Genomic DNA, 24,650 nt, shown 5'->3' with positions numbered 1-24,650 from the left:
TCCGTAAACTCAGGCCGCGTTGGCAGCCGTCAGTTGCATGTCGAGATACTTGCCGTTGTGACCGGTGATCTCAGCCTGCACGATAGCGCGCGGGGTGAGGCCGGGGACGGCGACAAGCGTGAAATTTTCCGTATGCGCCAAGCCGTTGTTCTCGACGAGCAGGCTTTGCTGCGTTCCGATCATGCTGTCAAGATGGGCCTGATGGAGCGCAAGTCCAGTGGCGCGCAGCCGGGCGGCCCGTTCCTTGACCAGCGCCCGGTCGAGTTGCGGCATGCGGGCGGCGGGCGTTCCCTCACGCGGCGAATAGGGGAAGACATGCAGATGGGCGATATTGGCCTCTTCGGTCAACCCAATCGCATTGGCAAACATCTCTTCTGTCTCGGTCGGGAAACCGGCGATCATGTCGGCGCCAAAACTGGTTTCCGGCCGCAGGCGGCGTACATCCGCAATGAATGCCAGGGCGTCTGCGCGGGAATGACGGCGTTTCATCCGCTTCAAAATCATGTCGTCGCCATGCTGCAGCGACAGGTGCAGATGCGGCATGAAGCGTGGCTCATCGGCGATCAGATCCATCAGATGGCTGTCGGCTTCGATGCTGTCGATCGAGGAAAGGCGCAGGCGCAGGATTTCGGGAACCTGTTTCAGAAGCGTTTTTGCCAGCAGGCCAAGCGTCGGGGCTCCCGGCAGATCGCTGCCATAGCTGGTTGCATCGACACCGGTCAGTACGATCTCGCGGTAACCGCTGTCAGTCAGTTTACGCGCCTGATCGACGACAGCGCCCATCGGCACCGAGCGGGAATTGCCGCGGCCATAAGGGATGATGCAGAAGGTGCAGCGGTGGTCGCAGCCGTTCTGCACCTGGATGAAGGCGCGCACATGGCCCTCGATCAGCTTGACCATCTGCGGCGCCGTTTCGCGCACGCTCATGATGTCGTTGACACGCAGCTTTTCTTCCGCCGAGACGCCAAAATCCGGCAGCGACCGGTAGAAGGCGCTTTTCAGCTTTTCCTCGTTGCCAAGCACGGCATCGACCTCGGGCATTGCGGCAAAGGTCTGCGTTTCGGTCTGGGCGGCACAGCCGGTGACGATGATGCGGGCATGCGGGTTTTCGCGCCGGGCGCGGCGGATCGCCTGGCGGGCCTGGCGCACGGCCTCGCCGGTGACGGCGCAGGTGTTGACGAGGATGGCGTTGTTCAGCCCGGCCTTCTCGGCCTGCGCCCGCATCACTTCGGATTCGTAAGTATTGAGCCGGCAGCCGAAGGTTATGACATCGACGCCACTCAAAGCGCAGCGCTTTCCGTCTGCGGTTCGTCCTCGCGTGACCAGAGGCCAGTGGTGGGATCGACGGTTCCGGACCATTCCCATTCGGCAGGGCCGGTCATGACGACATGATCGTCGCTTTCGCGCCATTCGATGGCGAGAATGCCTGGCGGGGTGGCGCTGGCGACCTTGATCGCCACGTTGCGGCCGGTGCGGCCGGTGCGGGCAGCCGAGACGGCGGCGGAACAGGCGGCGGAACCGCAGGCGAGCGTCAGGCCGGCGCCGCGTTCCCAGGTACGGGTGGTCAGCGACGAGGGCGAGGTGACCTGAGCCAGCGTGATATTGGCGCGCTCGGGAAACATCGGGTGGTTTTCCAAGAGCGGGCCGAAACGTTCGAGATCGAATGACATGACGTCGCGGTTGACCCAGAAGATCGCATGCGGATTGCCCATGGACATGACGGAGGGCGAGTGCAGGATCGGGTCGTCGATCGGACCGATCTGCAACTCGATGCGGCTTGTATCGTAGAATTCTTCAGAGAGCGGGATCTTGTCCCATTCGAACACGGGTGTACCCATATCGACGGAGATCGTTCCATCCGCATGTTCCTGCGCATTCAGGATGCCGGCGACGGTCTGGAAGGTGAACACCTTCTTGCCGGTCTCGGCCGCCAGTGCCTGGACGACACAGCGGGTGCCGTTGCCGCAGGCCTGCGCCTTCGAGCCGTCGGAATTGAGGATGTCGATCCAGGCATCGGTGCCTTCGGCCCTCGGATCGTGGATGGCCATGATCTGGTCGAATTGGGTGTCCGGATGCGCATTCAGCGCAATTGCGGCTTGCGGCGTCACCTTGTCCGTGCGGCCGCGCATATCGACGACCAGGATCTTGTTGCCAAGCCCGTTCATTCTCGCGAATTCGACCGTTGTGTTCATGACGTCTAGTTCCATCGTTTGTTGGGCTGTATATGGCGGAAATGGGTTGAAATTACCAGTGGGGCGATGGTCCTCCGCGTGAGGGAGGGGTTGGGCTTCTTTCCCGGGATCTTGCCGCTTCCCGAGGAGAAGTGAGGCCGCAGCTCAACCTGTATCCTTGTCGCGGGTGGTGCAGACCTGTTCGAACGAGGTGACGAACCTGTCGAAGAGGTGGGAGAAGGCGGCGACGTCTTCTTCCGGCCACTCAGTCAGCACGCTTTCGATGACGTCACGCTTGACCGCCTGGATCTTGGTCATCAACTGCTGGCCAAGCTCGGTCATGACAACGATAATTCGGCGGGCATCGGCCTGCGAAGCCTCGCGGCGCAGGGCACCGCGCGTCACCATCTCGCCGACGATGCGGCTGGCGCGCGACGGGTCGATGCGCATCATCTCGGCAATGGTGCCGACGGTCACTTCGCCCCCCGGCGCGGCGCGGCGGACGGCATCGAGGACGTCGAGATGGGTGATTTCCAGGCTGGGAGCGACACTGCTGATCGCCAGACGTGCGAGCACCCGCCGACCGATCATCGTCCGCCAGCGGCCCATCGAATTGCTGATCAAGGCGCGGTGGTTCTCCGGCTCTCCGGTTTCAGCGATGTCTTCCAAGGGTAAATGTGCGTGATCCATGGCTTATCCTAGCAAAACGGGCGCGTTCCATAAAGCATGAATATGCCATCGGCATAAATATGCTGTTGACAATTATATGCTAATGGCACATAAATTGGCCAACGCAATTGGAATTCCCCATGGATATGCAGGTCACCCCGGCGCCGCTGGTTTCAAACCCGGCGCTCCGCCTTACGCTTTTCCTTTTCCTGATGACGGCCTTGTTCATGGCGACGCTGGATAACCAGATCGTTGCCACCGCGTTGCCGACGATTGTTGGCGAGTTTGGTCAGATGGAGCGTTTCGGCTGGATCGGTTCGGCCTATCTGCTTGCCACCTGCGCCGTCATGCCGCTCTACGGCAAGCTCGGCGATCTGTTCGGCCGCAAATATGTGATGATTACGGCGGTGACGATCTTCACAATGGGGTCGATCGCCTGTGGGCTGGCGGTGTCGATGAACACGCTGATTGCGGCCCGCGTGCTGCAGGGCCTTGGCGGCGGCGGCATCATGGTATCGATCTTTTCGATCACTGCCGACCTGTTCGAACCGCGCGAACGGGCGCGATACCAGAGCTATTCCAGTCTTGTGCTGATGGCATCCGGCGCTGTCGGCCCTGTCATCGGCGGCGCGATGAGCGATCATTTCGGCTGGCGCTCGATCTTTCTCATCAATATCCCGATCGGCATCGCGGTACTGATCGGTCTGTTCGTCTTTCTGCCGTTCCGCCGTCCGACGCGCCGCCCGACGATCGATTATGCCGGGGCGCTGCTTCTCGCCGCCACTGTGACCTGCGTCGTGCTTCTGGGCGATGGTGCCGAACTGTTCGGCTCGCTGTTTTCGCTCGGCAGCTTGGCGATTGTCGTGCTTGGCGCTGTTTGCGCCACGGCATGGGTGTTTGTCGAGCGCCGCGCGCCGGAGCCGATCGTGCCTTTGACGCTGTTTCGCAATCCGACTTTCAGTCTTATGCTGGTGATTTCGCTGGCGAGCGGTGCTGTCGGCATCGGCATGGTCAACTATTTCGCACTGTATCTGCAGACGACGACGGGGCTGACGCCGTCGCTCGCCGGGCTGCTGTTCATCATGTTGACCGGCGGCATCGTCTGCGGCGCGCTGACGGCGGGACGGCTGATTTCACGCTCGGGCCGCTACAAGCCGTTTGCGATCGTCAGCGCCAGCCTGACGGTTCTGGCCCTGTTTATCTTCACGCAGATCCAGCCGGGTACGCCGCTCTTTGTTATTTGCGCGATCATGGCGCTGCATGGCATCGGCATCGGTTTTGGTCAGCAGGTGCCGATCGTCGCCGTGCAGAATATCGCCTCGCGCGGCGATGTCGGCGCGGCCACCGGCGCGGTCACCTTGTCACGCATGGGCGGCGCCTCGATCGCCATTTCGATCTACGGCGCCATCATCGCGGCAGGCCTCGCACGCGGCACCACCGCGATCCCGGGCATTGCCGATATCGAAAAGCTAACGCCACTGGTGCTGTCGACCCTGCCGGAAGCAACGCGCCAGCTGGTGGCGCAGAGTTATACGGCCGCCTTCCTGCCGCTGTTTCTGACGGCCGGCGGCATCTCGCTGATCGCGCTGACGGCAGCCATCAGCCTGAAGGCGGTGCGGTTGCCACAGAAGCCGGCGGCGTGAAGGGGCAGGCCGTTACCTTCAGGCCGGCACTTCAGCCTTCTTGCTCCAGTAGTGGTCGGATATGTTTTGATTGTTGTTGATGATCTGGGCGGCGACTTCGGGATCTCCGCCCTCAAACGTTTCAGGGTTGGCGCCGCATAGCGACAGAAAGAGTTGCTGGTGTGCGGTGGCAGCAAAGTAGCCATATGGTGGGGGCTCGGCCTGCGCGCCGATTGAATGCAGCTCTTCGGCAGTCTGCCGGGTGGCATCCTCAACAGCTTTGTAAATGGCCGCCATCATTGCTTGCTCGGATTGTTCCATGATGTCGCTGATTTTCTGTTCGGTGGGCGTAAGGATGCGGCAGCTCTCAGTCATCGGGGTATCTCCAATATAAATTCAAATTGCTCAATCAATTGGCCCGATGTCATGGAATTATGTCCGCTTTAGGTCAATCGGGCGCGGCGATAGGGCGGCATCCCCACGTCCTCTTGCCCCCTTGCCAAGTATTTCCCTCAGGTCTAAACCTCCTCCTGCTCTAACGGGGTGCCGGGCGTTCTTTTTTGGAACGTTTGGCTGAGAGGCTTTTGAAAAGCCAACCCGAAGAACCTGATCCGGTTTGTACCGGCGGAGGGATTAGACGGCACATTCCAGCGCCCTATTCCCAATTTTTGGATTTATAAGGAGGCGCGGATGCGCAAGGCAATCATTCCATTTTTCGCGGCAGTTGCTGCATTCACCATCGCGTTTTCCGCCTCGGCTGAAGACAAGGTGCTGACGGTCTATACTTACGAGAGCTTTACCAGCGAATGGGGCCCCGGCGCCAAGGTCGCGGAAGCGTTTGAAAAGACCTGCGCCTGCAAGGTCTCCTATGTCAGCGTCGCCGATGGGGTCGAACTTCTGACCCGGCTGAAGCTCGAGGGCGCGTCTTCCAAGGCCGACATCGTGCTTGGCCTCGATACCAATCTCGTCTCTGAAGCCAAGGCGACCGGTTTCTTTGCGCCGCACGGCGTCGATACCTCGGCCGTCAAGGTTCCCGGCGGTTTTACCGATGATACGTTCGTTCCCTATGACTACGGCCATTTTGCCGTGATCTATGACACGCAGGTGATGAAGGAACCGCCGAAGAGCCTGAAGGAGCTGGTCGAGGGTGACCCGAAACAGAAGATCGTCATCGAGGACCCGCGCACATCGACGCCGGGGCTCGGGCTGCTGCTCTGGATGAAGTCGGTCTATGGCGATGAAGCGCCTGCCGCCTGGGCAAAACTCAAGGATCGCGTGCTGACCGTCACCCCCGGTTGGTCGGAAGCCTACGGCCTGTTCACCAAGGGCGAAGCGCCGATGGTTTTGTCCTACACGACCTCGCCGGCCTATCACATGGTCGCCGAAAATACCGACCGTTATCAGGCGGCGTCCTTCTCCGAAGGCCATTATATCCAGATCGAAGTGGCTGGGATGACCAAGGCTGCCAAGGATCCGGCGCTCGCCAAGGAGTTTCTGTCCTTCGTCACCGGGCCTGAGTTCCAGTCGATCATCCCGACCACCAACTGGATGATGCCGGTTGCGGCTACCAAGGAACCGTTGCCGGAGGCTTTCGGCAAGCTGGTGACGCCGGAAAAGACGTTTCTGATGTCATCGGACGAGGTTGCCGCCAATCGTAAGGCCTGGATCGACGAGTGGCTGGCTGCGATGAGCAAGAACTGATCGGGCTGGGACGATTGTTTCCTCTCCTCCCCGGCGGGGAGAAGTGCCGAGCGACTGCGAGGCGATGAGGGGGCGGTTCGGCACAGTCTGAGTGTTTGGCCCCTCATCCGGCCCTGCGGGCCACCTTCTCCCCGCTGGGGAGAAGAGGGGACGGGGCGACGCCCGTAAACGAGACAAGGGCATCATGATCAACCGCATGGAACGTCGTCTGACGCTGACCGCCGGGGCGCTTTGCCTTGGCGGCATTGTGCTGTTCGTCTGTCTGGCGGCTGCTGCTCTTCTTGCCTTCGACGAGCCGGGCTCTGCCAATGACGGCGTGGTGTTTGATGCCTATGTCTGGCGGGTTGCCCGTTTCACCCTGCTGCAGGCGTCGCTTTCGACAGCTCTTTCCATCGCCTTTGCCATCCCCGTTGCCCGGGCGCTGGCGCGGCAGGCTGCCTTTCCCGGCCGAGTTTGGATCATCCGGTTGATGGCGTTGCCGCTCGGGCTGCCGGCGCTGGTCGCGGCGCTCGGGCTGATTGGCATCTGGGGGCGGCAGGGGATGCTGAATACCGCGCTGGTGGCCATCGGCCTCGACCAGCCGGTTAGTATCTATGGCCTGTCGGGCATTCTTGTCGCTCATGTTTTCTTCAACATGCCGTTGGCCGCACGGCTGATGCTGGGCGGGCTGGAGCGTATTCCCGGCGAATACTGGCTGGTCGGGGCCAATCTCGGCATGCGGCCGGTTTCGTTTTTCCGCTTTATCGAATGGCCGGCGATCCGGGGGCTTCTGCCGGGGATCGCCGGGCTGATCTTCATGCTCTGCGCCACCAGTTTTACCCTGGTCCTGACGCTCGGTGGCGGGCCGGCGGCCAGCACGATCGAGGTGGCGATCTATCAGGCGCTGCGTTTCGATTTCGATCCGCCGCGGGCCATCGCGCTGTCGCTGCTGCAGATTTCGGTGACAGCAGCGCTGCTGATTGCGACCCGGCTGCTGACGCCCACGGCAGACGACGGCCATGGCGGTGGGCGCAGGGTGCGCCGGTTCGATGGCCGCAGCCGGTTTGGCCGGGCAGGAGACGGATTGGTGATTTCGCTCGCGGTTCTGTTCTTGGCCCTGCCGCTCGGCTCCGTTGTGTCCTCCGGCCTTCGCGCCGATCTCGTCAAGCTTGCCTTCGATCCGATGGTGCAGCGGGCCTTGCTTACCAGTGTCGTTATCGCGCTGGTTTCGGGGCTGCTTTGTGTTTTCTCTGCCTCCGTGATGATCCGCGCGCGGCAGGCAGCGCTTTCGCCAAGGCGGCCTGCGATGGTTCAGCGCGGGCTGGCGGCGGGCATCTTTGCCAGTTCGTCGCTGGTGCTGTTGGTCCCGCCGGTCGTTCTGGGGGCAGGCTGGTTTCTGTTGTTGCGGCCGCTCGGCGATGTCGCCCGTTTTGCGCCGCTGCTGGTGATCCTGATCAATACGCTGATGGCGCTGCCTTTCGTCTACCGCGTGCTGGAACCCGCAATAGCCACCCATACCGCCCGCACGGCGAGGCTTGCGGTGAGCCTCGGTCTCAGCAGCTGGCATCGTTGGCGGCTGATCGACTGGCCGGGGTTGCGCAGGCCGTTGCTGATGGCGCTGTCTTTTGCCTGTGCGTTGTCGCTTGGCGATCTCGGTGCCGTGGCGCTGTTCGGTTCGCAGGATATGGTGACGCTGCCCTGGCTGCTCTACAGCCGCATGGCCGGTTACCGTTCGACAGATGCGGCGGGGCTGGCGCTGTTTCTCGGCCTTGTCTGCCTGGTGCTGACGATCGCCGGTACGCCGCAGACACGGACCGATGATACAAGGAGTAAAGATGTCACCGCCTGAAACGGATATTGCGGTTCGCCTCAGTGGTGTGCACGTGCAGTTCGGCCAGACCCAACTGCATTTCGATTGCGCCATCGGTAAGGGGCAGATCGTCGCTGTGACCGGCGCATCCGGCTCCGGCAAATCAACGCTGCTCAATGTGATTGCCGGGTTCGAGACGCCGGATGCGGGCACGGTCGAGATTCTCGGGGCCGATGTTGCCGGGCGCGATCCCGCCGAGCGGCCGGTCTCGGTGATCTTTCAGGAGCACAATCTGTTTGCGCATCTCGACGTCGCTACCAATATCGGTCTCGGTATCGATCCGGCGTTGAAGCTGGGCGTTCCGGAGAAGGCGAAAATCGATAGCGCGCTGTTGCGCGTCGGGCTGGAGGGTTTTGGCAAGCGCCTGCCGCCGACCTTGTCCGGTGGCGAACGCCAGCGGGTGGCGCTCGCCCGGGCGCTGGTGCGCCGCAAGCCGGTCCTTTTGCTCGACGAGCCGTTTGCCGCGCTCGATCCGGGCCTGCGCGCCGGCATGAGCAGCCTCATTCTCGATCTGCACTGCCAGGAAGGCAATACGATCCTGATCATCACTCATCATCCCGACGATGTCCGGACGCTGGCCGACAGCGTGCTCTTTCTCGACGAGGGCCGCATTCTCCTGCACAAGCCAACGGCGCAGTTTCTTGAGCATACCGATCTTCCGGCTGTCGCCCGGTTTCTCGGCCGGTGAGGATCGCCTGCGATGCTTTTGCCACAATTTGAACGACAGCCTATGCGACGGCGCTTTTGCTGTCCGGTGGCGTGCGTTCTCGTATGCGTTGCCGGGATATCACGGGGCAACTATTTCTATCGGTATAAGCTAGGCACGCATGGCGCGAATAGGCTACAGCAGGTCATTGCCGTAAACTCTGTCTGACCTATTTATACGGCTGTAAAGAATACTGAATTTGCACGCGTGTTATCACCGGAATGGTTTACACGGCTGGCCTGAAGACTGGAAATGAGCTGAGGCGATGAGCACGACGACAGGCACGCAGAGGCGGGTTTCACGAACAGGCTCCGGCGTGTCCGTGCGTGCTGTCGCGGCGCTGGCTGTCAGTCTGTTTCTGTCCAGCTGTCAGTCGGTGATCGAGCAGACCTACGAGCCCAAGGTCTCGCCGTCGTCCAATCCGCAGATCGTCGAGGAAGTCCAGAAGAATGACCCGCGCGCCCAGGTCGGTGCCCGCGAACATCCGCGTATCGTTGCAAGCTATGGCGGCGAATATCAGGACGAAAAGACCGAACGGCTGGTCGCCCGCATCACCGGCGCGCTGACGGCGGTTTCGGAAAATCCGAACCAGTCCTATCGCATCACCATTCTCAATTCGCCCGCCATCAACGCCTTTGCGCTGCCGGGCGGCTATCTCTATGTGACACGCGGCCTGCTGGCGCTGGCCAACGATGCCTCGGAAGTGGCAGCCGTGCTCTCCCATGAAATGGCGCACGTCACCGCCAACCACGGCATCGAGCGGCAGCAGCGCGAAGAGGCAGAGGTCATCGCCAGCCGCGTCGTGTCAGAGGTGCTGTCGAGCGATATTGCCGGCAAGCAGGCCCTGGCACGTGGCAAGCTGCGCCTGGCGGCGTTCTCGCGCAATCAGGAATTGCAGGCCGACGTCATCGGCGTGCGCATGCTCGGCGAAGCCGGCTATGACCCCTATGCGGCAGCGCGCTTCCTCGATTCGATGGCGGCCTATAGCCGTTTCTCCTCGGTCGATCCCGACAGCGACCAGAGCCTGGACTTCCTGTCGAGCCATCCGAGCGCGCCGCAGCGCGTCGATCTCGCCCGCCGCCATGCCCGCGCATTCGGCGCGGAAGGGTCCGTCGGCGATCGTGGCCGTGACTATTATCTGGCCGGTATCGACGGTCTGCTCTATGGTGACAGCCCGCAGGAGGGCTATGTCCGTGGCCAGACGTTCCTGCATGGCAAACTCGGCATCCGCTTCGATGTGCCCAACGGTTTCCAGATCGACAACAAGGCCGAGGCAGTGCTTGCGACCGGGCCGAACGAGACCGCGATCCGCTTCGACGGCGTCGCCGATGCCCAGAAGCGCAGCCTGACCGACTATATCGGCAGCGGCTGGGTCACCGGCCTGCAGCCGGACACGATCCATGCCGTGACGATCAACGGGCTCGAGGCCGCAACGGCCCGCGCATCAGCCGAGCGCTGGGATTTCGATGTGACCGTGATCCGCATCGACACGCAGATCTACCGCTTCCTGACCGCTGTGCCGAAGGGCGCGCCGAGCCTGGAACCGACCGCCGATGTGCTGCGCTCCTCGTTCCGCCGCATGACGCCGCAGGAGGCCGCTGCTCTCAAGCCGTTGCGTGTCCGCGTCGTCACCGCCAAGCCGGGCGATACACTGGCTACGCTCTCGGCCCGGATGATGGGCACTGACCGCAAGCTCGATCTGTTCCGCCTGATCAATGCGATGCAGGTGACCTCGACGGTGAAGCCGGGCGACAAGGTGAAGATCATTTCGGAGTAGGAGGCGAACGTCTTGGACGTCTCGAGTTGGAAGCGTATTGGCGATGATGAGTTCGCCAGTTTTGGAAAGCGCACGATTTCCTTTTCATCACCTGCAGGGAATTATGCAATTTTCATAGATGAAGATGATCAAGGTTCCGTGTATGCCCTCATGGGAGACGAAACCCTTCGCTGGGGAGTTGACGTCAAGATGGAATACAACGGCGTCTTTTTACTTTCGGGAATGACGTTTGGGACAAATGTATTTCTCGCAGATTGGTATTGGTACGAAATAATTCTCTCTTCGCCGGCCGTTATAAGCTATTGGGGGGATCGGATTTTGTTTCGCAAAGATTATGAAATTTAGCGGGGCTTAGGCGATTTCATTTACACGAGTGAAATCAGATGCAGGCTATGTGTCTCATTTCAATGAGGTGGTATCTCCAGCGCGTTTGTCTCTGCTCTCGGCGCAACCCTCGGCATTCGCCTGCCGTCACGACGTTCGGCGAGCCATACGCTGGCAACGCTCTCGGCCCGGATCGATCTCTTCCGCCTGATCAAAGTCAGCAGATCACCTCAACGGTGAGGCCGGGCGACAAGGTGAAGATCATTTCGGAGTAGGCTGCGGCGATCTGCCGTTCGTCAGTAGTCGGCAAGCGTTAAGGCCCCATCTTCCCCGAAACGCGGCTGGACGCCGAGCAAGGCGCCGGCGCGGCTGATGATCTCCTTGATCATTGGGGCTGCGGTGGATCCTGCCGTGCGGCCGCCATTCACGCCGGTCCGGGGCGCATCGACAATCGTGAGAACAATGTATCTCGGCTTGTCCATCGGGAAGGCTGCGACAAAGGCGTTGAAGTTGATATCGCTGGCATATCGGCCGTTGATGACCTTGTCGGCCGTTCCAGTCTTGCCGCCGACATTGAAACCGGCGACCTGGGCATTGCGTCCGGAGCCCTTCATTCCATTCCAGTCAAACAGGTAGCGCATATCGGCGCTGGTCTTTTCCGCCACGACAGTGCGGGCGATCGATTGTGCCTCGTCGCGCGACCGGGGAAGAAACGTCGGCGGGATCAGATTTCCACCATTGATGAGCGATGCGGCGGCGACTGCGGTCTGCAACGGCGTGGTCGCGACCCCGTGGCCGAAGGAGATAGTCACCGAATTGATTTTCTTCCAGGCTCTCGGCTGCGTTGGTGTCGCCACGCCCGGCATTTCGGTTTCCATTTTGGACAATAGCCCCAACCGGGTCAGGAATTCCTGGTGCCCTTCGATGCCGACCATGTCTGCGACTGCTGCGGTGCCGATGTTCGATGAATATTGGAACACCTCGATTATGGAGAGAGGCCGGTTCTTGCCTTTGAAATCCTTGATCGTGAACCCGCCCATGCGGATCGGGCGGGAGGCGTCGACAACCGAATTGAGGTTGATCTTTCCGGCGTCGAAACCCATGGCGAGGGTAAAGCTCTTGAATGTCGACCCCATCTCGAACGTGGCGTTGCTGATACGGTTGAACCAGCCCTTTTCATATTCCTTGTCGACGCTGCCGTCCGGCAGTGTGCGGGATGGCTGATTGGGGTCGTAGTCAGGCACCGAGGCCATGGCGAGAACCTCGCCAGTTTCCATGTCCAGAACCACCGCGCCTGCGGCTTCCGCCTGATAGTCCGTCATTGCCCGTGCGGCGACCTCGCGGACGATATGCTGAACACGAAGGTCGATCGACAGCTTGACGGGCTCCAGCGGCACATCGGCGGTCAAGCCGGCGGCGCGCAGATCAGCCAGCCCCTGCTGGTCAATATACCGCTCCATGCCGGCAAGGCCCTGATTGTCGACGTTCACATGGCCGAGAATATGCGATGCGGTGGGGCCGCCGGGATAGAAGCGCCGTTTCTCCGGCCGAAAGCCGATGCCGGGTATGCCGAGCGCCAGAATATCCGACTGCTGGCGCGGCGTCAGCTGCCGCCGCAGCCACTGAAACGCAGAGCCGGATTGCAGTTTCTTGTGAGTGTCGCTCCAGTCGAGGTTGGGAATGACGGTCGCGAGTTTTTCGACCGCCTCATCGGCATCGACGATCCTGCGCGGCTCGGCATAGAGCGACATGGTTCGAAGATCCGTTGCCAGCAGTTGTCCGTTGCGATCGATGATATCCGGCCGGGAGGCGATTGCGCCAGTGATGTCGTTGATCGATGCAAGTGCGATGGGATCGGAAAGCCCATACTGGACAAGGCGGCCAAGGGTCACAAGAAAGACAATGGCAAACCCGGCGATGATAACACCGAGCCGCTGCCTGGCGTCCATTCTGCGTTGCGCGGTGCCAATGAAGGCTCTGTTCTTGCAGGTGCTGAAATGTGTTCGGCTGCGGAGCCGCATGACAAAAGCAATCATTCCGAACGGCCCCTCCGTACGCCGGAGAGCGCGCCCTGAACAAGCTTTTCCGGTCACCAAGATGGCAAATTGCACGCAGTTGGAGGGGAAGCCAACGGGAGAGTGGGTGGAGGGTCGTGTATGATTAAAATTGGATTAATATACACTTAAAGTTGAGAGTATTACTTGAATCTTCATTAACTTTTGCTTTCAATGCCGGTCCCGATCGCTTTCGTGGCCATCGCAACGCCCAGCATTTGCCCCAAGTCACGATGTCCTGCGGGCAATGCGGCCGCCGGTCACCCCCATCGTGCCCTTGGCTTCGTAGAATGCTCTCTTATGCTCGTACATCAGAGTGTCGGCGCGCTGGACGAGGGATTCCATGGATTCGCCCTTTTCACTGGTCGCGACGCCGAAGGACATGGTGAGGGGCGCGCTCGAGTAGAACTGGTTGTTGATCTTCAGAAGTTCGTTGATGGTTTCCATCATGGCGCCGGCCGCCTTGTTGTCTGCACCGGGCATCAGAACGGCGAACTCGTCGCCCCCGATCCGGGCTGCGTGGTTGGGCTGCGAGACGGCACCATTGAGGATTTCGCCGAAGCGCCGCAACAGGGCATCGCCGGCGTCGTGGCCGAGTTGGTCATTGGCCTCCTTGAGACCGTTCAGATCGATGATGATTGCCGAAATAGGGCGCAGCGACTTCCGCTCCAGCCGGTTGATTTCTTCGGCGTAGAAGGCGCGATTGTAGAGTTTCGTCAGGACATCATGCTTGCCGAGATATTCCAGATACGCTTCGGCTTTTTTGCGTGCCGTGATATCGGCCAGGGCAACCTGAACGCGGGACCAATCGTTTTCGTGCCCGGGAAAGACCGAAAAATGCAGAAGGATGTGGCGTTCAGAGCCATCCAGCGCGTAATTGACGACTTCGCGGTGGTGGAACAGGTTTCCATTCCATAGCTCGATGAGCTGCTCGCGAAACGGCTTCTCCATATCGCCGCGGAAGATATCGCTGATACGCTGCAGCAGCGTCATGCGATCCGGAGCGCAGAAGAGGTCAAGCGTCGCCTGGTTGACGTCGATGACACGGATTTCGCTCATACACTGGGTGACGAACTCCGGATGAACATCCATGAATGTTCGAAAGTCGCTGATGCCGCGTGCGCGGATATCCTCGATCAAGACCTTGATGCGGCTGAAATCCTCGATCCAGAGCGACACGGGCGAATGCTCGAAAATGCCTTCGGCATACTTTCTCTGTGTGATCTCCGCCCGGCGTGCATCCTCGCGCGTGGTGATGTCTTCCGTCGTCAGAAGCACTTTGGCGAGAGTGCCTTCATGGCCCGGCATGACTGCACCGCGCAGCTGGATATCGAGGCGCCTGCCGGAGAGCGTGTAGTTGACGGTGGTGCTGAAGAACGCCAGCTTGCCGTCGAAAAGATCGGCCAGCTCATTGACGTGCGTTTCGAGCATGTCGTCCCGAAAGATCTGCGCGACGCCGGCCCGAAGCTGCTCGACGTCGTCGGCCTCAAAAAGCTCAAGCGTCTTCCTGTTGACGTCCAGCACCCGGATTCGCCTGGAGCATTCGGCGATGCGCGAGACGTCATCCCGCAGGAATGCGCGAATGTCGGTGATACCCTGTGCGCGCCAGATGTCGAAAAGCGCTTTGACCTCACTGAAATCCTCGATCCACATGGCAATTGGCGCAAGGTTGAAGACGCTGGAATCGAATGTCTCTTGCATTATGTCACCTGAAAAGGAGCTGAGACCAAGATGCGCCACTGGCGCAGATTTCGCATATCCTGAGTATTAACTCCGAAAGGTAAACCACGCATGACCGCCGCTGGACAGCTGCGGGAAATGGAGGGCGCTCGGCGCAAAGCTATCAACAGTTTCAGTGCGTCCCGCTTGACCCGCGAAGATCCCATTCCGCCGTTACGTCGATTCGCTGATCAATAGATGTTTTGATAGCCGACATCACGCAGAGCATCGTATCTCGATCGTGAAAGCCACTTTCATCTTTAGTGAGTGCTATGAAGCTCTGCTGCTGTTGAGCAGAGAGGCCTTCTGCTTCTTTGATGATGAAAGATATCAGTTCGCTGGATGTTCGTTCAGGTGATCTGTTTTCTGCCATCAGCGTCATCGATTTCATGAAGGTCTTTGCCCCCAGGTTCAGAACCGCTGGGTCGGTCACATACATATGGGCATTTTCGGGGAGACATGACGGCATGATCCCTGCGATATGCCGGGCTATCGTATCCGGATCACGATGCGCCGCGGATAAAAACCGTGCGGGAAATGTGTCATCGGATATGTCAGGAGATATGGCATAATGTGCACCAATGCCTCCGCCCGCTATCAGGACAATTGTAGCTAGAATGATGGCTGATCGCATGCATCCACTCCCGTGATCCAGGAAGATCATACGGCAAGGGTGATAAAATCCATTTAAGGGTAACGGATCGAACCGCGCTTTCGCAGTGGTGCGATGATGCAACGCGTTTGAAGGAATAGAAAAACCCGCACGAAGCGGGTCTTTCCTGTCTGCAGTTCAGTGTTTCGGCATGCTCAATGCCGCATTGCCAGCACAGGAGCTTCTGCGACAAGCGCGATCTTCAGCTTTTCCAGCGCCCGGGTTTCGATCTGACGGACGCGTTCCTTGGAGATGCCGAGGTCGGCACCGAGTTCTTCAAGGGTGGCGCTGTCTTCGCAGAGGCGGCGGGCGCGGATGATCTTCATTTCGCGCTCGTTCAGCTGGCAGAGCGCGTGGTTGAGCCAGGTGCGGCGGCGCTCGCTGTCGATCATTTCGGAGACCTGTTCGTCGGGCAGGGGGGCGTCGCAGGCAAGAAGGTCGAGGCGCTCGCCGCCATCGGATTCGCCCGACGAGGAAATCGGGGCTTGCAGCGAGGCGTCGTTGCCGGACAGGCGGGCATCCATTGTCTGCACATCGGCAAGGCTGACGCCGAGCGCCACGGCGATTTCCTCATGCACGGCGCGGGCCGTCAGCTGGCGGTCGCCCTGGGCGAGTTTGGCGCGCAGGCGGCGCAGATTGAAGAACAGCGCTTTTTGGGCTGACGATGTGCCGCCGCGCACGATCGACCAGTTGCGCAGCACGTAATCCTGCATCGAGGCGCGGATCCACCAGCTGGCATAGGTCGAGAAACGGACGTCGCGGTTCGGCTCGAAGCGAGCTGCAGCTTCCAGCAGGCCAATGTGACCTTCCTGAACCAGATCGCTCATCGGCAGGCCGAAATTGCGAAACTTGGAGGCCATGGAAATCACCAGCCGCATATGGGCCATGGCAATCTTGTTGCGGGCGTCCTGGTCCTGATGGTCCTTCCACGCCAGCGCCAGCGCGTGCTCTTCATCCCGTGCGAGATAGGGAGCCGCCATGGCGATCTTGATCATGCGCCTGTCTGCTGAGAGATTTTTCATCGGCTACTCCATGACGGGCACAAGGGCGTGCCGCTGAACGATAGGTCGATAGGGTATTTCGGGATTTCCGCTGCCTGGAGCTTGACCAGAATTCGAACCGCCCTACTTCCCATTCAGATCCGGGGCCGGAAGATGTGGCCGCGGCAGTCTGGATTTGCGCAACAGCGCTCAGCCAGACATTCTCAAACGCGCGACCGATCAAAAGGTTCCCTGCTGCGTCGCCATATTCTGCGGCGGTGGCTGAAGATTTGCGTTTGAGGCCTTGTTTGCGATCTACAAGGCGGCTGGAGAGCGATATCCGCCGGGTCGAATCAGCACAGTGACTAGAAAAGAGAAAGTTACCCGCGTGTTAGGTTTGCTGCGGGCGCCAAATCCTGTGTGCCGCGATGAAAGCCGCTTGCCGGAAAAGTTAAAAAAGCGTTAACTTTGGGTGGTTGTCCCCATAAGTTGCCTGTGAGTTAGTTAAAGACAGGGCTTGGACGGGATTCCTGTTTGCCCGGCACGAGTCTAGAGTCGCGTTATGAAAACACTATCAATCGAGGTGCGTCCGGGCGAGCCGAGGGACGCCATGTCCATCTCGGATGTGCACCGCGTCTCGTGGCTGCAGGCCTATGGTGGCCTCATTCCGCACAAGCCGTTGACCCAGATGGTTCACCGGCGGGATCATGCGTGGTGGCGCAAAGCCACGCGCGGACCCTCGACATTGCTGGTCGTCGAAGTTGCCGGTGTGATCGCCGGCTACGCGACGCTTGGCCTCAACCGGTCTCGATCGCTACCGCAGGAAGGCGAGGTCTATGAGATCTACCTGCGCCCGGAATACCAGGGTATCGGCCTTGGCCGCATCCTGTTCGGCGAAGCCAAGAGCCTGCTGAAATCGCTGGGCTGCCAAGGCCTGGTCGTCTGGTGCCTGGAAGACAGCCACCATGCCGACCGCTTCTTCCGTATGGCCGGCGGCCGCGATCTCTGCGAGGGCATGGAAGATTTCGGCGAAAAGAACCTCAAGAAAATCGGCTATATTTGGGATTGATATCCCGATTGCCTTCAGCGCTGCGGGAAGGAATGGGTGGGGTCGGTTGCAAGCGGGCCGCGCACCCCATGAAAAACCGCCTTATCCGCCGCGCAGACGAACCCAGCAGGTCTCGTATCGGCGACCTGACGTGCCAGGCGATTAGGCTCTGGATTTGACAGGGCATCGACATAGCCGGCAACACAACCCTTCCCATCACTTCCGGCGACTTTCGAAATGACGAGAACCTGGCCCGTATCGGCCGGGGCAGGCCCCGGCTCCATGGCGCCGGAGTTGGAGATGAACCAGCGTTGGATGGCCGCCACCGGCCTGCCGGCATCGTCGAGCCGCCATTCGATCTTGCCGCCGGTATAGTTGAACGCGCCGAAGGTCTCGAAAGTCCCTTCGATATAGGCCGCATTGACCTTGCCATAGAGAATGGCCTGCCGTAGGTCGCCTTCCTTGTAATAGACCGGATGATCCCTGTAGCCTTTGCACATCAAAACGATGCCGCCGCCCGGTTCGTCCCCGGTCGACAGCTTTTTGCAATGGTCGGTATTGAGGTCTGTATAGGCACTGTTATTGGCCAGCGCCGGGCCGGTCCCCATCGATAAGGGGATCAGAAAGCGTATGGCGTAGGCGAACGGTTTCATCGGGCTCCTCCTCCAGATAAACGTTGCAAAATACGCGAATAACCGTTCGAACGTCGCATTTTTCGGGCCGAAACGAAAGTAATGTTGCGCCGCGTCATGTTTCCCGTTATCGGACTTGCCATCCGAAAAACTGGCCCCTGGGGGAAAACTCATGCGTATTGATGCAATTTCGATTGGAAAGAATCCGCCGGAAGATATCAACGTGATCGTCGAGGTTCCGGTTGGCGGGCATCCGATCAAGTATGAAATGGACAAGGAAGCCGGGACGCTGGTCGTCGACCGCTTCCTCTACACCCCGATGACCTATCCGGGCAATTACGGCTTCGTGCCGCACACCCTGTCGGAAGACGGCGATCCGATCGACGTGCTGATCGCCTCGACCCGTCCGCTCGTTCCGGGCTGCGTTATCAACGTGCGCCCGATCGGCGTCTTGATGATGGAAGACAATTCCGGCAAGGACGAAAAGATCGTCGCCGTGCCGAACTATCACCTGACCAAGCGCTACGACAAGGTGAAGGAGTATACCGACCTGCCGGAAATCACCCTGCAGCAGATCGAGCACTTCTTCGAGCACTACAAGGATCTGGAGCCCGGCAAATGGGTGAAGATCTACGGCTGGAAGGATACCGCCGTTGCGCAGCAACTGATCCTCGAAGCCATCGAGCGCGCTAAGGCTGAGAAGTAAAAACCGGCGGTGATTGCCTCTTCTCTCCAGTGGGGAGAAGAGGGCCGGATGAGAGTAGCCGCCACCATCAACTTTGTCCGGGTCGGGCTCCATCAAGTGCAGGAGCAGAACACGGGAAAAAGGATGTCGGGGTGGGTGAAGGCGGGTTGTGGCCGAAAATTTATCAACGCATAGATACCGCAAGAATGACTGTGACATTCTTTGTAAGGATAATGAATGCCGAGCGATAAACCATCAGCGCCCCGTCGAAAACACTCCCGGTTTTCCTGTCTGAAAATTTGGCTAACGACTGCGGCAACTGTCCTGTCGAGCAGCTATGGCGGCGAACTGCGGGATTCCTTTCAGCGTAGCCTAAAAGGAAAAATGCCAACCGGGTCAGACACTGAAGATCTGATTTTGGCTGCGTGCGATGATGTCTATTTCGGGAAATTTGCGAACTCTCTCATCAATTCGATAAATCTCGCACCGAACAAGCATTCCTTGCATTTTCATCTGCTCAAGCCGTCCCCGGAAACGCTCCAAAAAGTCGAAAAACTAAAAAATTCGATCAGCAATGTGCGGCTGACATATACTTATGATCCGTGCGAGCATGTGAATCCTAAAAATAGTATCGGTATATACTATACGGCTGCGCGCTTTATTCTTGCTCCTCTTCTGCTCGAGCAGGGAATTAAACGAATTCTTCTGATAGATGTAGACGCCATAATGCGGAAATCGCCATGGCCTATAATTGACACCATGCCCGAAGACATGTCGGCTGCCTTTATTTTTCGCCGCAATATGAGGCGGCCTTGGCAGCAGATTTTGGCCGGCGCCGTTCTACTTAAAGGCAGCGAACAGGGAAAACTGTTTGCAGATCGCTTGGCAAGATCGCTGCTGGTTAATCTTTCTCGCCTGCAAAGTTATCATTTGGACCAGATTGTCCCTTACTATCTATCACTGCGGGGTGGCAGTTCTCGAGGATATATAAAGGACATTCCCCCAAATATCCTGTCGCTTGAATATTCAGAAGATGCGGCGTTCTGGATGCCAAAGGGCAAAGGCAAACACGAAGAGAAATTCCTTAATATCCAAAGCTCTTATTTGAGCGAAGAAAATACTGCCGATAAGAATATCTGACGCGTAATTCAGTCGTGGGTATGCTGCGCGGTGAACGGTATCCGCTTTTGCGAAAACTGTAATAGCAGCCAAAAACATTTAGGTAACTTTACAAAAAACCTCCGGATCAGGCCGATCCGGAGGTTTTTTGTTGTTGGTGGTTCAAGCCTTGGGTCCAAAGGCCTTAATCGTTTAGCTGAGCAAGGCAGCAGCGACCGTCGTGTTGAGGAAATACCAGAGGAAATAGAGGATGACCAAGACGACCAGCGGCGATAGGTCGACGCCGCCCATGTTGGGCAGGACGTTGCGGATCGGCCGGTAGAGCGGTTCGGTCAACTGGTAGAGCGAACGGCCGATCATGTTGATGGCGTTGTTGTTCACGTTGATGACGTTGAAGGCGTAGAGCCAGGAAAAAATGGCCGAGGCGATGACCAGGAACCACGCAATGTTGATGATGAAATTCAGGGTCGCAATGACAGCAAGCATGCCGGTCTCCAATTCGTTGTTGACAGACATGTAGACATTGACGACTAAACCGGCAAGTCCACGCTTCGCGATGGGCCAAACATGTTTAATGCGGCGGGACAGCCTGCCGTTGTTCGGAAAGATTGCCGCATGTCCGTCCTTCAAGGTGCAGACCGGTTCGCCGCATTCCGGCATGTCTCCTACGCCCGTTTCTTCTTCGCCCGCTTCCTTGCGTCCTTCGCCATCCAGATCATCAGCGTCTCGGTGGGATGGCAGATGTACGAGCAGACGCAGAACACGCTCTATCTCGGCCTGATCGGCCTTTTCCAGTTCCTGCCATCGCTGCTGCTCATCCTGATCACCGGTTCGGTGGCCGACCGTCATTCGCGGCGGATGATCGTTTCGGTCTGCATGATCATCAGCGCTGTTTGTGCGGCAGCGCTGCTTGGGTTGACGATCGCAGACGCCTTTTCGCCCTGGCCGGTGTTTGCCATCCTGATCGTCTTCGGCATCGAGCGCGCCTTCATGGCGCCGGCCGTGCAATCGCTGGCGCCAAACCTCGTTCCGACCAAGGACCTCGCGAACGCCATCGCCTGGAATTCATCCTCCTGGCAGACAGCTGCGATTCTCGGTCCGGTGGCAGGTGGTCTGCTTTACGGTGTCAGCGCCATCGTCGCCTATTCTGTGGCGCTGGTCTTTTTGATCCTGTCGGCAATCCTCATCTTCATGATCGAGAAGCCGGCGCAGCATAGCCTCAGCGAACCGCGTGACTGGACCTCGGTTCTGGCCGGGTTCAGGTTCATCCGCACGGAAAAGATCGTGCTCGGCGCAATCTCGCTCGATCTGTTTGCGGTGCTGCTTGGCGGCGCCGTGGCGCTGATGCCGGTGTTTGCCAAGGAAATCCTCGTCTTGGGTCCGCTCGGTCTTGGCCTGTTGCGCGCAGCACCCGGTATCGGCGCGATCCTCGTTGCCGTTACGCTGGCCGCCTACCCGATCCGCCACAATGCCGGCCGGCTGATGTTTGCCGGTGTGGCGCTGTTCGGTCTTGGCACGGTGATCTTCGGCCTGTCGCAGGTTGCCTGGCTGTCGATCATGGCGCTGATGCTGATGGGCGCATCGGACATGATCTCGGTCTATGTGCGCGAAACGCTGATCGCGCTGTGGACGCCAGATGCCGTGCGCGGCCGGGTCAATGCCGTCAACATGGTGTTTGTCGGTGCTTCCAACGAACTCGGTGAATTCCGGGCAGGCACGATGGCGCATTTTATCGGCGCAGTTCCGGCCGTGGTGATTGGTGGCGTCGGTACGCTGGCGGTCGCGGTGATCTGGGCACTGGGCTTTCCGCAGTTGCGCAAGATCGATTCGCTCGATGCGCCGGATCGTTCTGTTTCGGGGTGATTGCTGGCCTTCCCTTCTCCCAAGCGGGGAGAAGGTGGCCCGTAGGGCCGGATGAGGGCCGGATGAGGGGCGGCTAGCTCCGAAGTTGCGGGGAGACCCCCTCATCGCCTCGCTACGCTCGGCACTTCTCCCCGCTGGGGAGAAGAGGGAGCTTCAGACTTTGACCTTCTCGCCCTGGCGCTGGAAGATATGGGTGAGGAACCGGTCCATCCAGGCGCGCAGCGGGGCGTCATGGTCCATGCGGCCTTCCAGATGGGCGCGGCCAACCTGGGCGCCCGGCAGCTCGAACCGGTGGGCGCCGTGCACGACCCAGCGGTGCATCATGACTCGCGTTAGTTCTCCATGGAACTGGATGCCCCATGCGTTTTCTCCATAGCGGAAGGCCTGGTTTGGATAGGTGCTGCCGGACGCGAGCAGTTCGGCACCTGCCGGCAGGTCAAAACCTTCGCGGTGAAACTGGTAGACCATCGGCGGCCAGTCCATCAGGGCGCGGCCTTTTTCGGTGGCGTGCAGCGGATACCAGCCGATTTCCGTCTGCCCCTCATGGTGCGGGCCGACCACGCCGCCGAGATGGCGCACCAGCATCTGGGCGCCGAGGCAGATGCCGAGGAAGGGCTTGTTTTCAGTCAGCGGTACGGAGAGCCAGTCGATTTCGCGGCGGATATGGTCCTCGTCGTCATTAGCGCTCATCGGCCCGCCGAAGACGACGGCACCGGCATGCCCATCCAGCGTTGCGGGTAGGGGATCGCCCAGCACCGGGCGGCGGATATCGAGGCTCAGCCCCTTTTCCAGCAGGAGATGCCCGACACGGCCGGGGCTGGAGCGTTCCTGATGCAGGACGATCAGGACCGGCTTATCGGTATTGCGTTTGGAATAGCTACGGTCGTCGAAAAGCATGTCACTTTTCCTGGTGCGCGGTTGCCTCCTCCACGACGTCCAATTTGGCGGCCACCTCCTGCCGCTTGATGATCCTGTCCCTGCCGGACACGCCCAGGAGATCGGCGATCCGCCAGATCACGTGATCTTCCATCTCGCTGCGCTTGCCATCGGCATAGACAATCTCCCACAGCATGCCGATCAGGTCTATCCGCTGCTCCTCGGAAAAATGCCGCTTGATGTCGGAGGTGAAGCGGAAGAAATCGATGGCCTGGCTTTCAGCGGTCTCGCCGGCGGCAATCAGGGCGTCGAGTGACGCATCATCCAGCTGATAGTGATCCTTGACCATCGAGCGAATTTTCTTGCGCTCCTTTTCATGGACCTCGCCATCGGCCTCCATCACCTGAATGCAGAGTGCGGCGATGGCGATGCGGGGATCACCGGGCTCGATGACAGGCGTTCCACTGCCGGTCAGGCCGTCGAGGAAAGTTCGAAAACGTTCAAACATGGCTTTCCGTTAAAGATCGGGGTTTCTCAAAACAGGCGAAATGTGGTCTTTTCCAAAGGCTTGCTGGCGTCTTCGCGAACGCCGGGATCATCCGGCGGGCGGCCGAAGAAAGGCTCGACGACCGTCTCAACAGGCTTGCCGTCCGCAGTCTTGCCCGGCTCCGTCTTAACCGTCTGCGAGACGATGACCGATTCGCTCGGAGCCGGAACGGCGATGGTCTTAACCACCGGCTCCTCCGGTTTTTCCTCGACTTCGATAACGTGGCGAGGGGCGTCGCTGGGTAGGGCAGCGGGCACAACCCGTTGCGGCTGCGGCTCCGGACGCTGATGGACAATGGCCACCGGCGGCAGGCTGCGGATTGCGGCGTCGGCAGCATCCGGCGTACCGTCCTCGATGGGTCCGGCGATCTGGGCGACCGGCTGTTTCCATTCAAACGCATCGAGACGGCCGCTGATGGGCGAGACCGGCAGCCATTCGGGCGCCGTCACGCCATCTGCGGTCCAGGCAGGATCGCGCGGGCTTTTCAGCGCCTGGTTCATCCAATGGCGGATACGGCCGTCATCATTGGTATCGGCCTCCTCGATATCGGCGAGCAGCAGAAAAATGCTTTCGCTCGGTTGGATACGGGTGGCGGCTTCCGCCTTGGAGCGGGCGAGCGGCAACTGGCGGGCTTCGAGTGCGGCTTCGGCAACGGTGGCAAGCGCAATCGGATTGTTGGGGCGGATCGCCTCAAGCTTGTTGGCACGCTTCAGCCGGTCGCTTGCAGAATCGCCGCTGCGGGCACGGACATAGAGCTTGGCCACCTCGGGATGCGGATCCTGCTTCCAGAGCTTTTCCAGAATGGCGGCGCCCTTGCGCAGGTTATCCTCGCGAAACAGCGCTTTGGCGGCGATCAGACCGGCGGGCACCAGATCTTCGGCAAGCTTCAAGGCCGCCTGCGCATCGTCGCGGGCGCCCTTCGAATCGGCCTCCAGCTTTTCGGCGGCACGTGCGGTCAACAGCACGGCCTTCTTACGGTCGGCTTCCTTGCGTTCGATGACATGCGCCGTGCGGCTCTGATCGATCAGGCGGATCGCCTCATCCCATTGGCCGGTCTGGCTGCGGTAATCGAGGGCGGCCAGCGTTGCCCAGGGTAGATGCGGTGCCTTGTCGGCGGCACGTTCGGCATATTGGCGGGCGGCTTCGTTGGCGCCCAGCCGCTTGGCTTCGAGATAGAGACCGCGCAGGCCGAGTTCGCGGGTTTCCGGATCGTCGGCCATCAGTTCGAACTTCTTGCGGGCGTCGTCGTATTTGCCTTCGATCAGCGCCGTCTGGGCTTCGAGCAGGTGGATTAGCGGCTCCTGGTCGGCGCTCAACAGGCCATGGGTGCGGGCGGTCATCTTGCGGGCAAGGACACTGTCGCCGGCACCGGCGGCGATCAGGCCGGTCGAGAGTGCCTGATAACCCCGATCACGCTTGCGGGCGCGGAAATAGCGGGAGATCGAATGGGGCGAGAGCCAGACGACGCGGATGAACCAGACGACGATCAGGATAGCTGATATCAGCGAGGCCAGCAGCGTTGCCGCCACCATTAGGCTCATCTCGATGCGTTGGCCCTGCCAGATCAGTGATAGTTCGCCCGGGCGATCGGCGAGCCAGGCAAAGCCCGCGCCAAGGGCAAGGACGATGAGAACATAGAACAGAATACGGATCATG

23 protein-coding genes and 1 riboswitch are annotated in these 24,650 nt (G+C 59.8%); of the genes, 10 read left to right on the top strand and 13 right to left on the bottom strand.

The window, feature by feature from the left end; translation table 11 throughout:
• Window positions 1-9: 9 nt before the first annotated feature.
• The 3 genes from mtaB to ACQY8Q_RS10560 all read right to left on the bottom strand — a co-directional run bounded on the left by mtaB (window position 10) and on the right by ACQY8Q_RS10560 (window position 2,861).
• On the bottom strand, window positions 10-1,284 hold the full coding sequence (gene mtaB / locus ACQY8Q_RS10570; RefSeq protein ID WP_428426543.1) for a tRNA (N(6)-L-threonylcarbamoyladenosine(37)-C(2))-methylthiotransferase MtaB: 1,275 nt from the start codon (window positions 1,282-1,284) through the stop codon (window positions 10-12).
• Window positions 1,281-2,192, bottom strand: a complete 912-nt coding sequence (gene dapF, locus ACQY8Q_RS10565; RefSeq protein WP_428426542.1) for a diaminopimelate epimerase — start codon at window positions 2,190-2,192, stop codon at window positions 1,281-1,283. The genes mtaB and dapF overlap by 4 nt, the downstream gene beginning before the upstream one ends.
• 144 nt (window positions 2,193-2,336) lie before the next feature.
• The gene (locus tag ACQY8Q_RS10560; RefSeq protein ID WP_428426541.1) at window positions 2,337-2,861 is read right to left on the bottom strand and encodes a MarR family winged helix-turn-helix transcriptional regulator; all 525 of its coding nucleotides are present in this window, start codon (window positions 2,859-2,861) and stop codon (window positions 2,337-2,339) included.
• 119 nt (window positions 2,862-2,980) lie between these two features.
• Here ACQY8Q_RS10560 and ACQY8Q_RS10555 point away from each other — a divergent pair, with 119 nt between their 5' ends.
• Complete coding sequence (locus ACQY8Q_RS10555; RefSeq protein WP_428426540.1) at window positions 2,981-4,483, top strand: MDR family MFS transporter; 1,503 nt, start codon at window positions 2,981-2,983, stop codon at window positions 4,481-4,483.
• Between the two features lie 18 nt (window positions 4,484-4,501).
• On the opposite strand, the gene ACQY8Q_RS10550 is transcribed toward ACQY8Q_RS10555, so the two are convergent.
• Window positions 4,502-4,837 (bottom strand): hypothetical protein, encoded by a 336-nt coding sequence (locus ACQY8Q_RS10550; RefSeq protein ID WP_428426539.1) that lies wholly within the window; start codon window positions 4,835-4,837, stop codon window positions 4,502-4,504.
• A gap of 154 nt (window positions 4,838-4,991) precedes the next feature.
• A riboswitch (TPP riboswitch) is annotated at window positions 4,992-5,112 on the top strand.
• Between the two features lie 40 nt (window positions 5,113-5,152).
• Between ACQY8Q_RS10550 and thiB the strand changes: the two genes are divergently transcribed.
• The 5 genes from thiB to ACQY8Q_RS10525 all read left to right on the top strand — a co-directional run bounded on the left by thiB (window position 5,153) and on the right by ACQY8Q_RS10525 (window position 10,840).
• The gene (gene thiB / locus ACQY8Q_RS10545; protein WP_428426538.1) at window positions 5,153-6,163 is read left to right on the top strand and encodes a thiamine ABC transporter substrate binding subunit; all 1,011 of its coding nucleotides are present in this window, start codon (window positions 5,153-5,155) and stop codon (window positions 6,161-6,163) included.
• 184 nt (window positions 6,164-6,347) lie between these two features.
• Window positions 6,348-7,991, top strand: coding sequence for a thiamine/thiamine pyrophosphate ABC transporter permease ThiP (gene thiP, locus ACQY8Q_RS10540; protein ID WP_428426537.1), 1,644 nt, complete (start codon window positions 6,348-6,350; stop codon window positions 7,989-7,991).
• A complete protein-coding gene (locus tag ACQY8Q_RS10535; RefSeq protein WP_428426536.1) occupies window positions 7,978-8,700 on the top strand; it encodes an ATP-binding cassette domain-containing protein in 723 nt (240 codons plus the stop codon). Before thiP ends, ACQY8Q_RS10535 begins: the two co-directional genes overlap by 14 nt.
• Window positions 8,701-8,983: 283 nt before the next feature.
• Window positions 8,984-10,495 carry a M48 family metalloprotease gene (locus tag ACQY8Q_RS10530; RefSeq protein WP_428426535.1) on the top strand — a complete coding sequence of 504 codons (1,512 nt, stop codon included), beginning with the start codon at window positions 8,984-8,986 and terminating at the stop codon, window positions 10,493-10,495.
• A gap of 12 nt (window positions 10,496-10,507) precedes the next feature.
• Window positions 10,508-10,840, top strand: a complete 333-nt coding sequence (locus tag ACQY8Q_RS10525; RefSeq protein ID WP_428426534.1) for a hypothetical protein — start codon at window positions 10,508-10,510, stop codon at window positions 10,838-10,840.
• A 275-nt stretch (window positions 10,841-11,115) separates the two neighbouring features.
• On the opposite strand, the gene ACQY8Q_RS10520 is transcribed toward ACQY8Q_RS10525, so the two are convergent.
• The 4 genes from ACQY8Q_RS10520 to ACQY8Q_RS10505 all read right to left on the bottom strand — a co-directional run bounded on the left by ACQY8Q_RS10520 (window position 11,116) and on the right by ACQY8Q_RS10505 (window position 16,266).
• Window positions 11,116-12,855, bottom strand: coding sequence for a peptidoglycan D,D-transpeptidase FtsI family protein (locus ACQY8Q_RS10520; RefSeq protein WP_428426533.1), 1,740 nt, complete (start codon window positions 12,853-12,855; stop codon window positions 11,116-11,118).
• Window positions 12,856-13,101: 246 nt separating this feature from the next.
• On the bottom strand, window positions 13,102-14,574 hold the full coding sequence (locus ACQY8Q_RS10515; RefSeq protein ID WP_428426532.1) for a diguanylate cyclase domain-containing protein: 1,473 nt from the start codon (window positions 14,572-14,574) through the stop codon (window positions 13,102-13,104).
• A gap of 151 nt (window positions 14,575-14,725) precedes the next feature.
• Complete coding sequence (locus ACQY8Q_RS10510) at window positions 14,726-15,226, bottom strand: hypothetical protein (RefSeq protein ID WP_428426531.1); 501 nt, start codon at window positions 15,224-15,226, stop codon at window positions 14,726-14,728.
• Window positions 15,227-15,399: 173 nt separating this feature from the next.
• The gene (locus tag ACQY8Q_RS10505) at window positions 15,400-16,266 is read right to left on the bottom strand and encodes an RNA polymerase factor sigma-32 (RefSeq protein WP_428426530.1); all 867 of its coding nucleotides are present in this window, start codon (window positions 16,264-16,266) and stop codon (window positions 15,400-15,402) included.
• Between the two features lie 520 nt (window positions 16,267-16,786).
• Here ACQY8Q_RS10505 and ACQY8Q_RS10500 point away from each other — a divergent pair.
• The gene (locus tag ACQY8Q_RS10500; protein ID WP_113241773.1) at window positions 16,787-17,293 is read left to right on the top strand and encodes a GNAT family N-acetyltransferase; all 507 of its coding nucleotides are present in this window, start codon (window positions 16,787-16,789) and stop codon (window positions 17,291-17,293) included.
• Window positions 17,294-17,307: 14 nt separating this feature from the next.
• Here ACQY8Q_RS10500 and ACQY8Q_RS10495 read toward each other — a convergent pair whose 3' ends face one another.
• Window positions 17,308-17,925, bottom strand: a complete 618-nt coding sequence (locus ACQY8Q_RS10495) for a hypothetical protein (protein ID WP_428426529.1) — start codon at window positions 17,923-17,925, stop codon at window positions 17,308-17,310.
• 151 nt (window positions 17,926-18,076) lie between these two features.
• Here ACQY8Q_RS10495 and ppa point away from each other — a divergent pair, with 151 nt between their 5' ends.
• Window positions 18,077-18,610 (top strand): inorganic diphosphatase, encoded by a 534-nt coding sequence (ppa, locus tag ACQY8Q_RS10490; protein ID WP_113318059.1) that lies wholly within the window; start codon window positions 18,077-18,079, stop codon window positions 18,608-18,610.
• A gap of 216 nt (window positions 18,611-18,826) precedes the next feature.
• Window positions 18,827-19,729: a hypothetical protein gene (locus tag ACQY8Q_RS10485; RefSeq protein ID WP_428426528.1), complete on the top strand. Its 903-nt coding sequence runs from the start codon at window positions 18,827-18,829 to the stop codon at window positions 19,727-19,729.
• A 171-nt stretch (window positions 19,730-19,900) separates the two neighbouring features.
• Here the strand turns inward: ACQY8Q_RS10485 and ACQY8Q_RS10480 are convergent, their stop codons facing one another.
• Window positions 19,901-20,194 carry a YggT family protein gene (locus ACQY8Q_RS10480; RefSeq protein ID WP_113241811.1) on the bottom strand — a complete coding sequence of 98 codons (294 nt, stop codon included), beginning with the start codon at window positions 20,192-20,194 and terminating at the stop codon, window positions 19,901-19,903.
• A 129-nt stretch (window positions 20,195-20,323) separates the two neighbouring features.
• On the opposite strand from ACQY8Q_RS10480, the gene ACQY8Q_RS10475 reads away from it, so the two are divergent.
• Window positions 20,324-21,571 (top strand): MFS transporter, encoded by a 1,248-nt coding sequence (locus tag ACQY8Q_RS10475; RefSeq protein ID WP_428426527.1) that lies wholly within the window; start codon window positions 20,324-20,326, stop codon window positions 21,569-21,571.
• A 153-nt stretch (window positions 21,572-21,724) separates the two neighbouring features.
• On the opposite strand, the gene ACQY8Q_RS10470 is transcribed toward ACQY8Q_RS10475, so the two are convergent.
• Genes ACQY8Q_RS10470 through ACQY8Q_RS10460 form a run of 3 tightly spaced genes read right to left on the bottom strand, consistent with a single transcriptional unit; the run spans window position 21,725 to window position 24,649 of the window.
• Window positions 21,725-22,468: a glutamine amidotransferase gene (locus tag ACQY8Q_RS10470; protein WP_428426526.1), complete on the bottom strand. Its 744-nt coding sequence runs from the start codon at window positions 22,466-22,468 to the stop codon at window positions 21,725-21,727.
• Between the two features lies 1 nt (window position 22,469).
• Window positions 22,470-22,955 carry a TerB family tellurite resistance protein gene (locus ACQY8Q_RS10465; RefSeq protein WP_428426525.1) on the bottom strand — a complete coding sequence of 162 codons (486 nt, stop codon included), beginning with the start codon at window positions 22,953-22,955 and terminating at the stop codon, window positions 22,470-22,472.
• Between the two features lie 26 nt (window positions 22,956-22,981).
• Complete coding sequence (locus ACQY8Q_RS10460) at window positions 22,982-24,649, bottom strand: heme biosynthesis protein HemY (protein ID WP_428426524.1); 1,668 nt, start codon at window positions 24,647-24,649, stop codon at window positions 22,982-22,984.
• Window position 24,650 lies beyond the last annotated feature (1 nt).

Origin of the sequence: Pararhizobium sp., from assembly GCF_965279435.1 — a bacterium.
GTDB lineage: Bacteria > Pseudomonadota > Alphaproteobacteria > Rhizobiales > Rhizobiaceae > Pararhizobium.
Note: the sequence above shows the minus strand (reverse complement) of the source record. Positions and strands in the feature narration are given on the sequence as shown.

Coding starts and splice junctions, on each gene's coding strand:
- ACQY8Q_RS10485 (WP_428426528.1), top strand. CDS start 18,827: ATGCCGAGCGATAAACCATCAGCGCCCCGTCGAAAACACTCCCGGTTT.
- ACQY8Q_RS10535 (WP_428426536.1), top strand. CDS start 7,978: ATGTCACCGCCTGAAACGGATATTGCGGTTCGCCTCAGTGGTGTGCAC.
- ACQY8Q_RS10510 (WP_428426531.1), bottom strand. CDS start 15,226: ATGCGATCAGCCATCATTCTAGCTACAATTGTCCTGATAGCGGGCGGA.
- dapF (WP_428426542.1), bottom strand. CDS start 2,192: ATGAACACAACGGTCGAATTCGCGAGAATGAACGGGCTTGGCAACAAG.
- ACQY8Q_RS10500 (WP_113241773.1), top strand. CDS start 16,787: ATGAAAACACTATCAATCGAGGTGCGTCCGGGCGAGCCGAGGGACGCC.
- ACQY8Q_RS10550 (WP_428426539.1), bottom strand. CDS start 4,837: ATGACTGAGAGCTGCCGCATCCTTACGCCCACCGAACAGAAAATCAGC.
- ACQY8Q_RS10470 (WP_428426526.1), bottom strand. CDS start 22,468: ATGCTTTTCGACGACCGTAGCTATTCCAAACGCAATACCGATAAGCCG.
- ACQY8Q_RS10475 (WP_428426527.1), top strand. CDS start 20,324: ATGTCCGTCCTTCAAGGTGCAGACCGGTTCGCCGCATTCCGGCATGTC.
- ACQY8Q_RS10505 (WP_428426530.1), bottom strand. CDS start 16,266: ATGAAAAATCTCTCAGCAGACAGGCGCATGATCAAGATCGCCATGGCG.
- ACQY8Q_RS10520 (WP_428426533.1), bottom strand. CDS start 12,855: ATGATTGCTTTTGTCATGCGGCTCCGCAGCCGAACACATTTCAGCACC.
- ACQY8Q_RS10460 (WP_428426524.1), bottom strand. CDS start 24,649: ATGATCCGTATTCTGTTCTATGTTCTCATCGTCCTTGCCCTTGGCGCG.
- thiP (WP_428426537.1), top strand. CDS start 6,348: ATGATCAACCGCATGGAACGTCGTCTGACGCTGACCGCCGGGGCGCTT.
- ACQY8Q_RS10555 (WP_428426540.1), top strand. CDS start 2,981: ATGGATATGCAGGTCACCCCGGCGCCGCTGGTTTCAAACCCGGCGCTC.
- ACQY8Q_RS10465 (WP_428426525.1), bottom strand. CDS start 22,955: ATGTTTGAACGTTTTCGAACTTTCCTCGACGGCCTGACCGGCAGTGGA.
- ACQY8Q_RS10530 (WP_428426535.1), top strand. CDS start 8,984: ATGAGCACGACGACAGGCACGCAGAGGCGGGTTTCACGAACAGGCTCC.
- ACQY8Q_RS10495 (WP_428426529.1), bottom strand. CDS start 17,925: ATGAAACCGTTCGCCTACGCCATACGCTTTCTGATCCCCTTATCGATG.
- ppa (WP_113318059.1), top strand. CDS start 18,077: ATGCGTATTGATGCAATTTCGATTGGAAAGAATCCGCCGGAAGATATC.
- ACQY8Q_RS10515 (WP_428426532.1), bottom strand. CDS start 14,574: ATGCAAGAGACATTCGATTCCAGCGTCTTCAACCTTGCGCCAATTGCC.
- ACQY8Q_RS10560 (WP_428426541.1), bottom strand. CDS start 2,861: ATGGATCACGCACATTTACCCTTGGAAGACATCGCTGAAACCGGAGAG.
- ACQY8Q_RS10480 (WP_113241811.1), bottom strand. CDS start 20,194: ATGCTTGCTGTCATTGCGACCCTGAATTTCATCATCAACATTGCGTGG.
- thiB (WP_428426538.1), top strand. CDS start 5,153: ATGCGCAAGGCAATCATTCCATTTTTCGCGGCAGTTGCTGCATTCACC.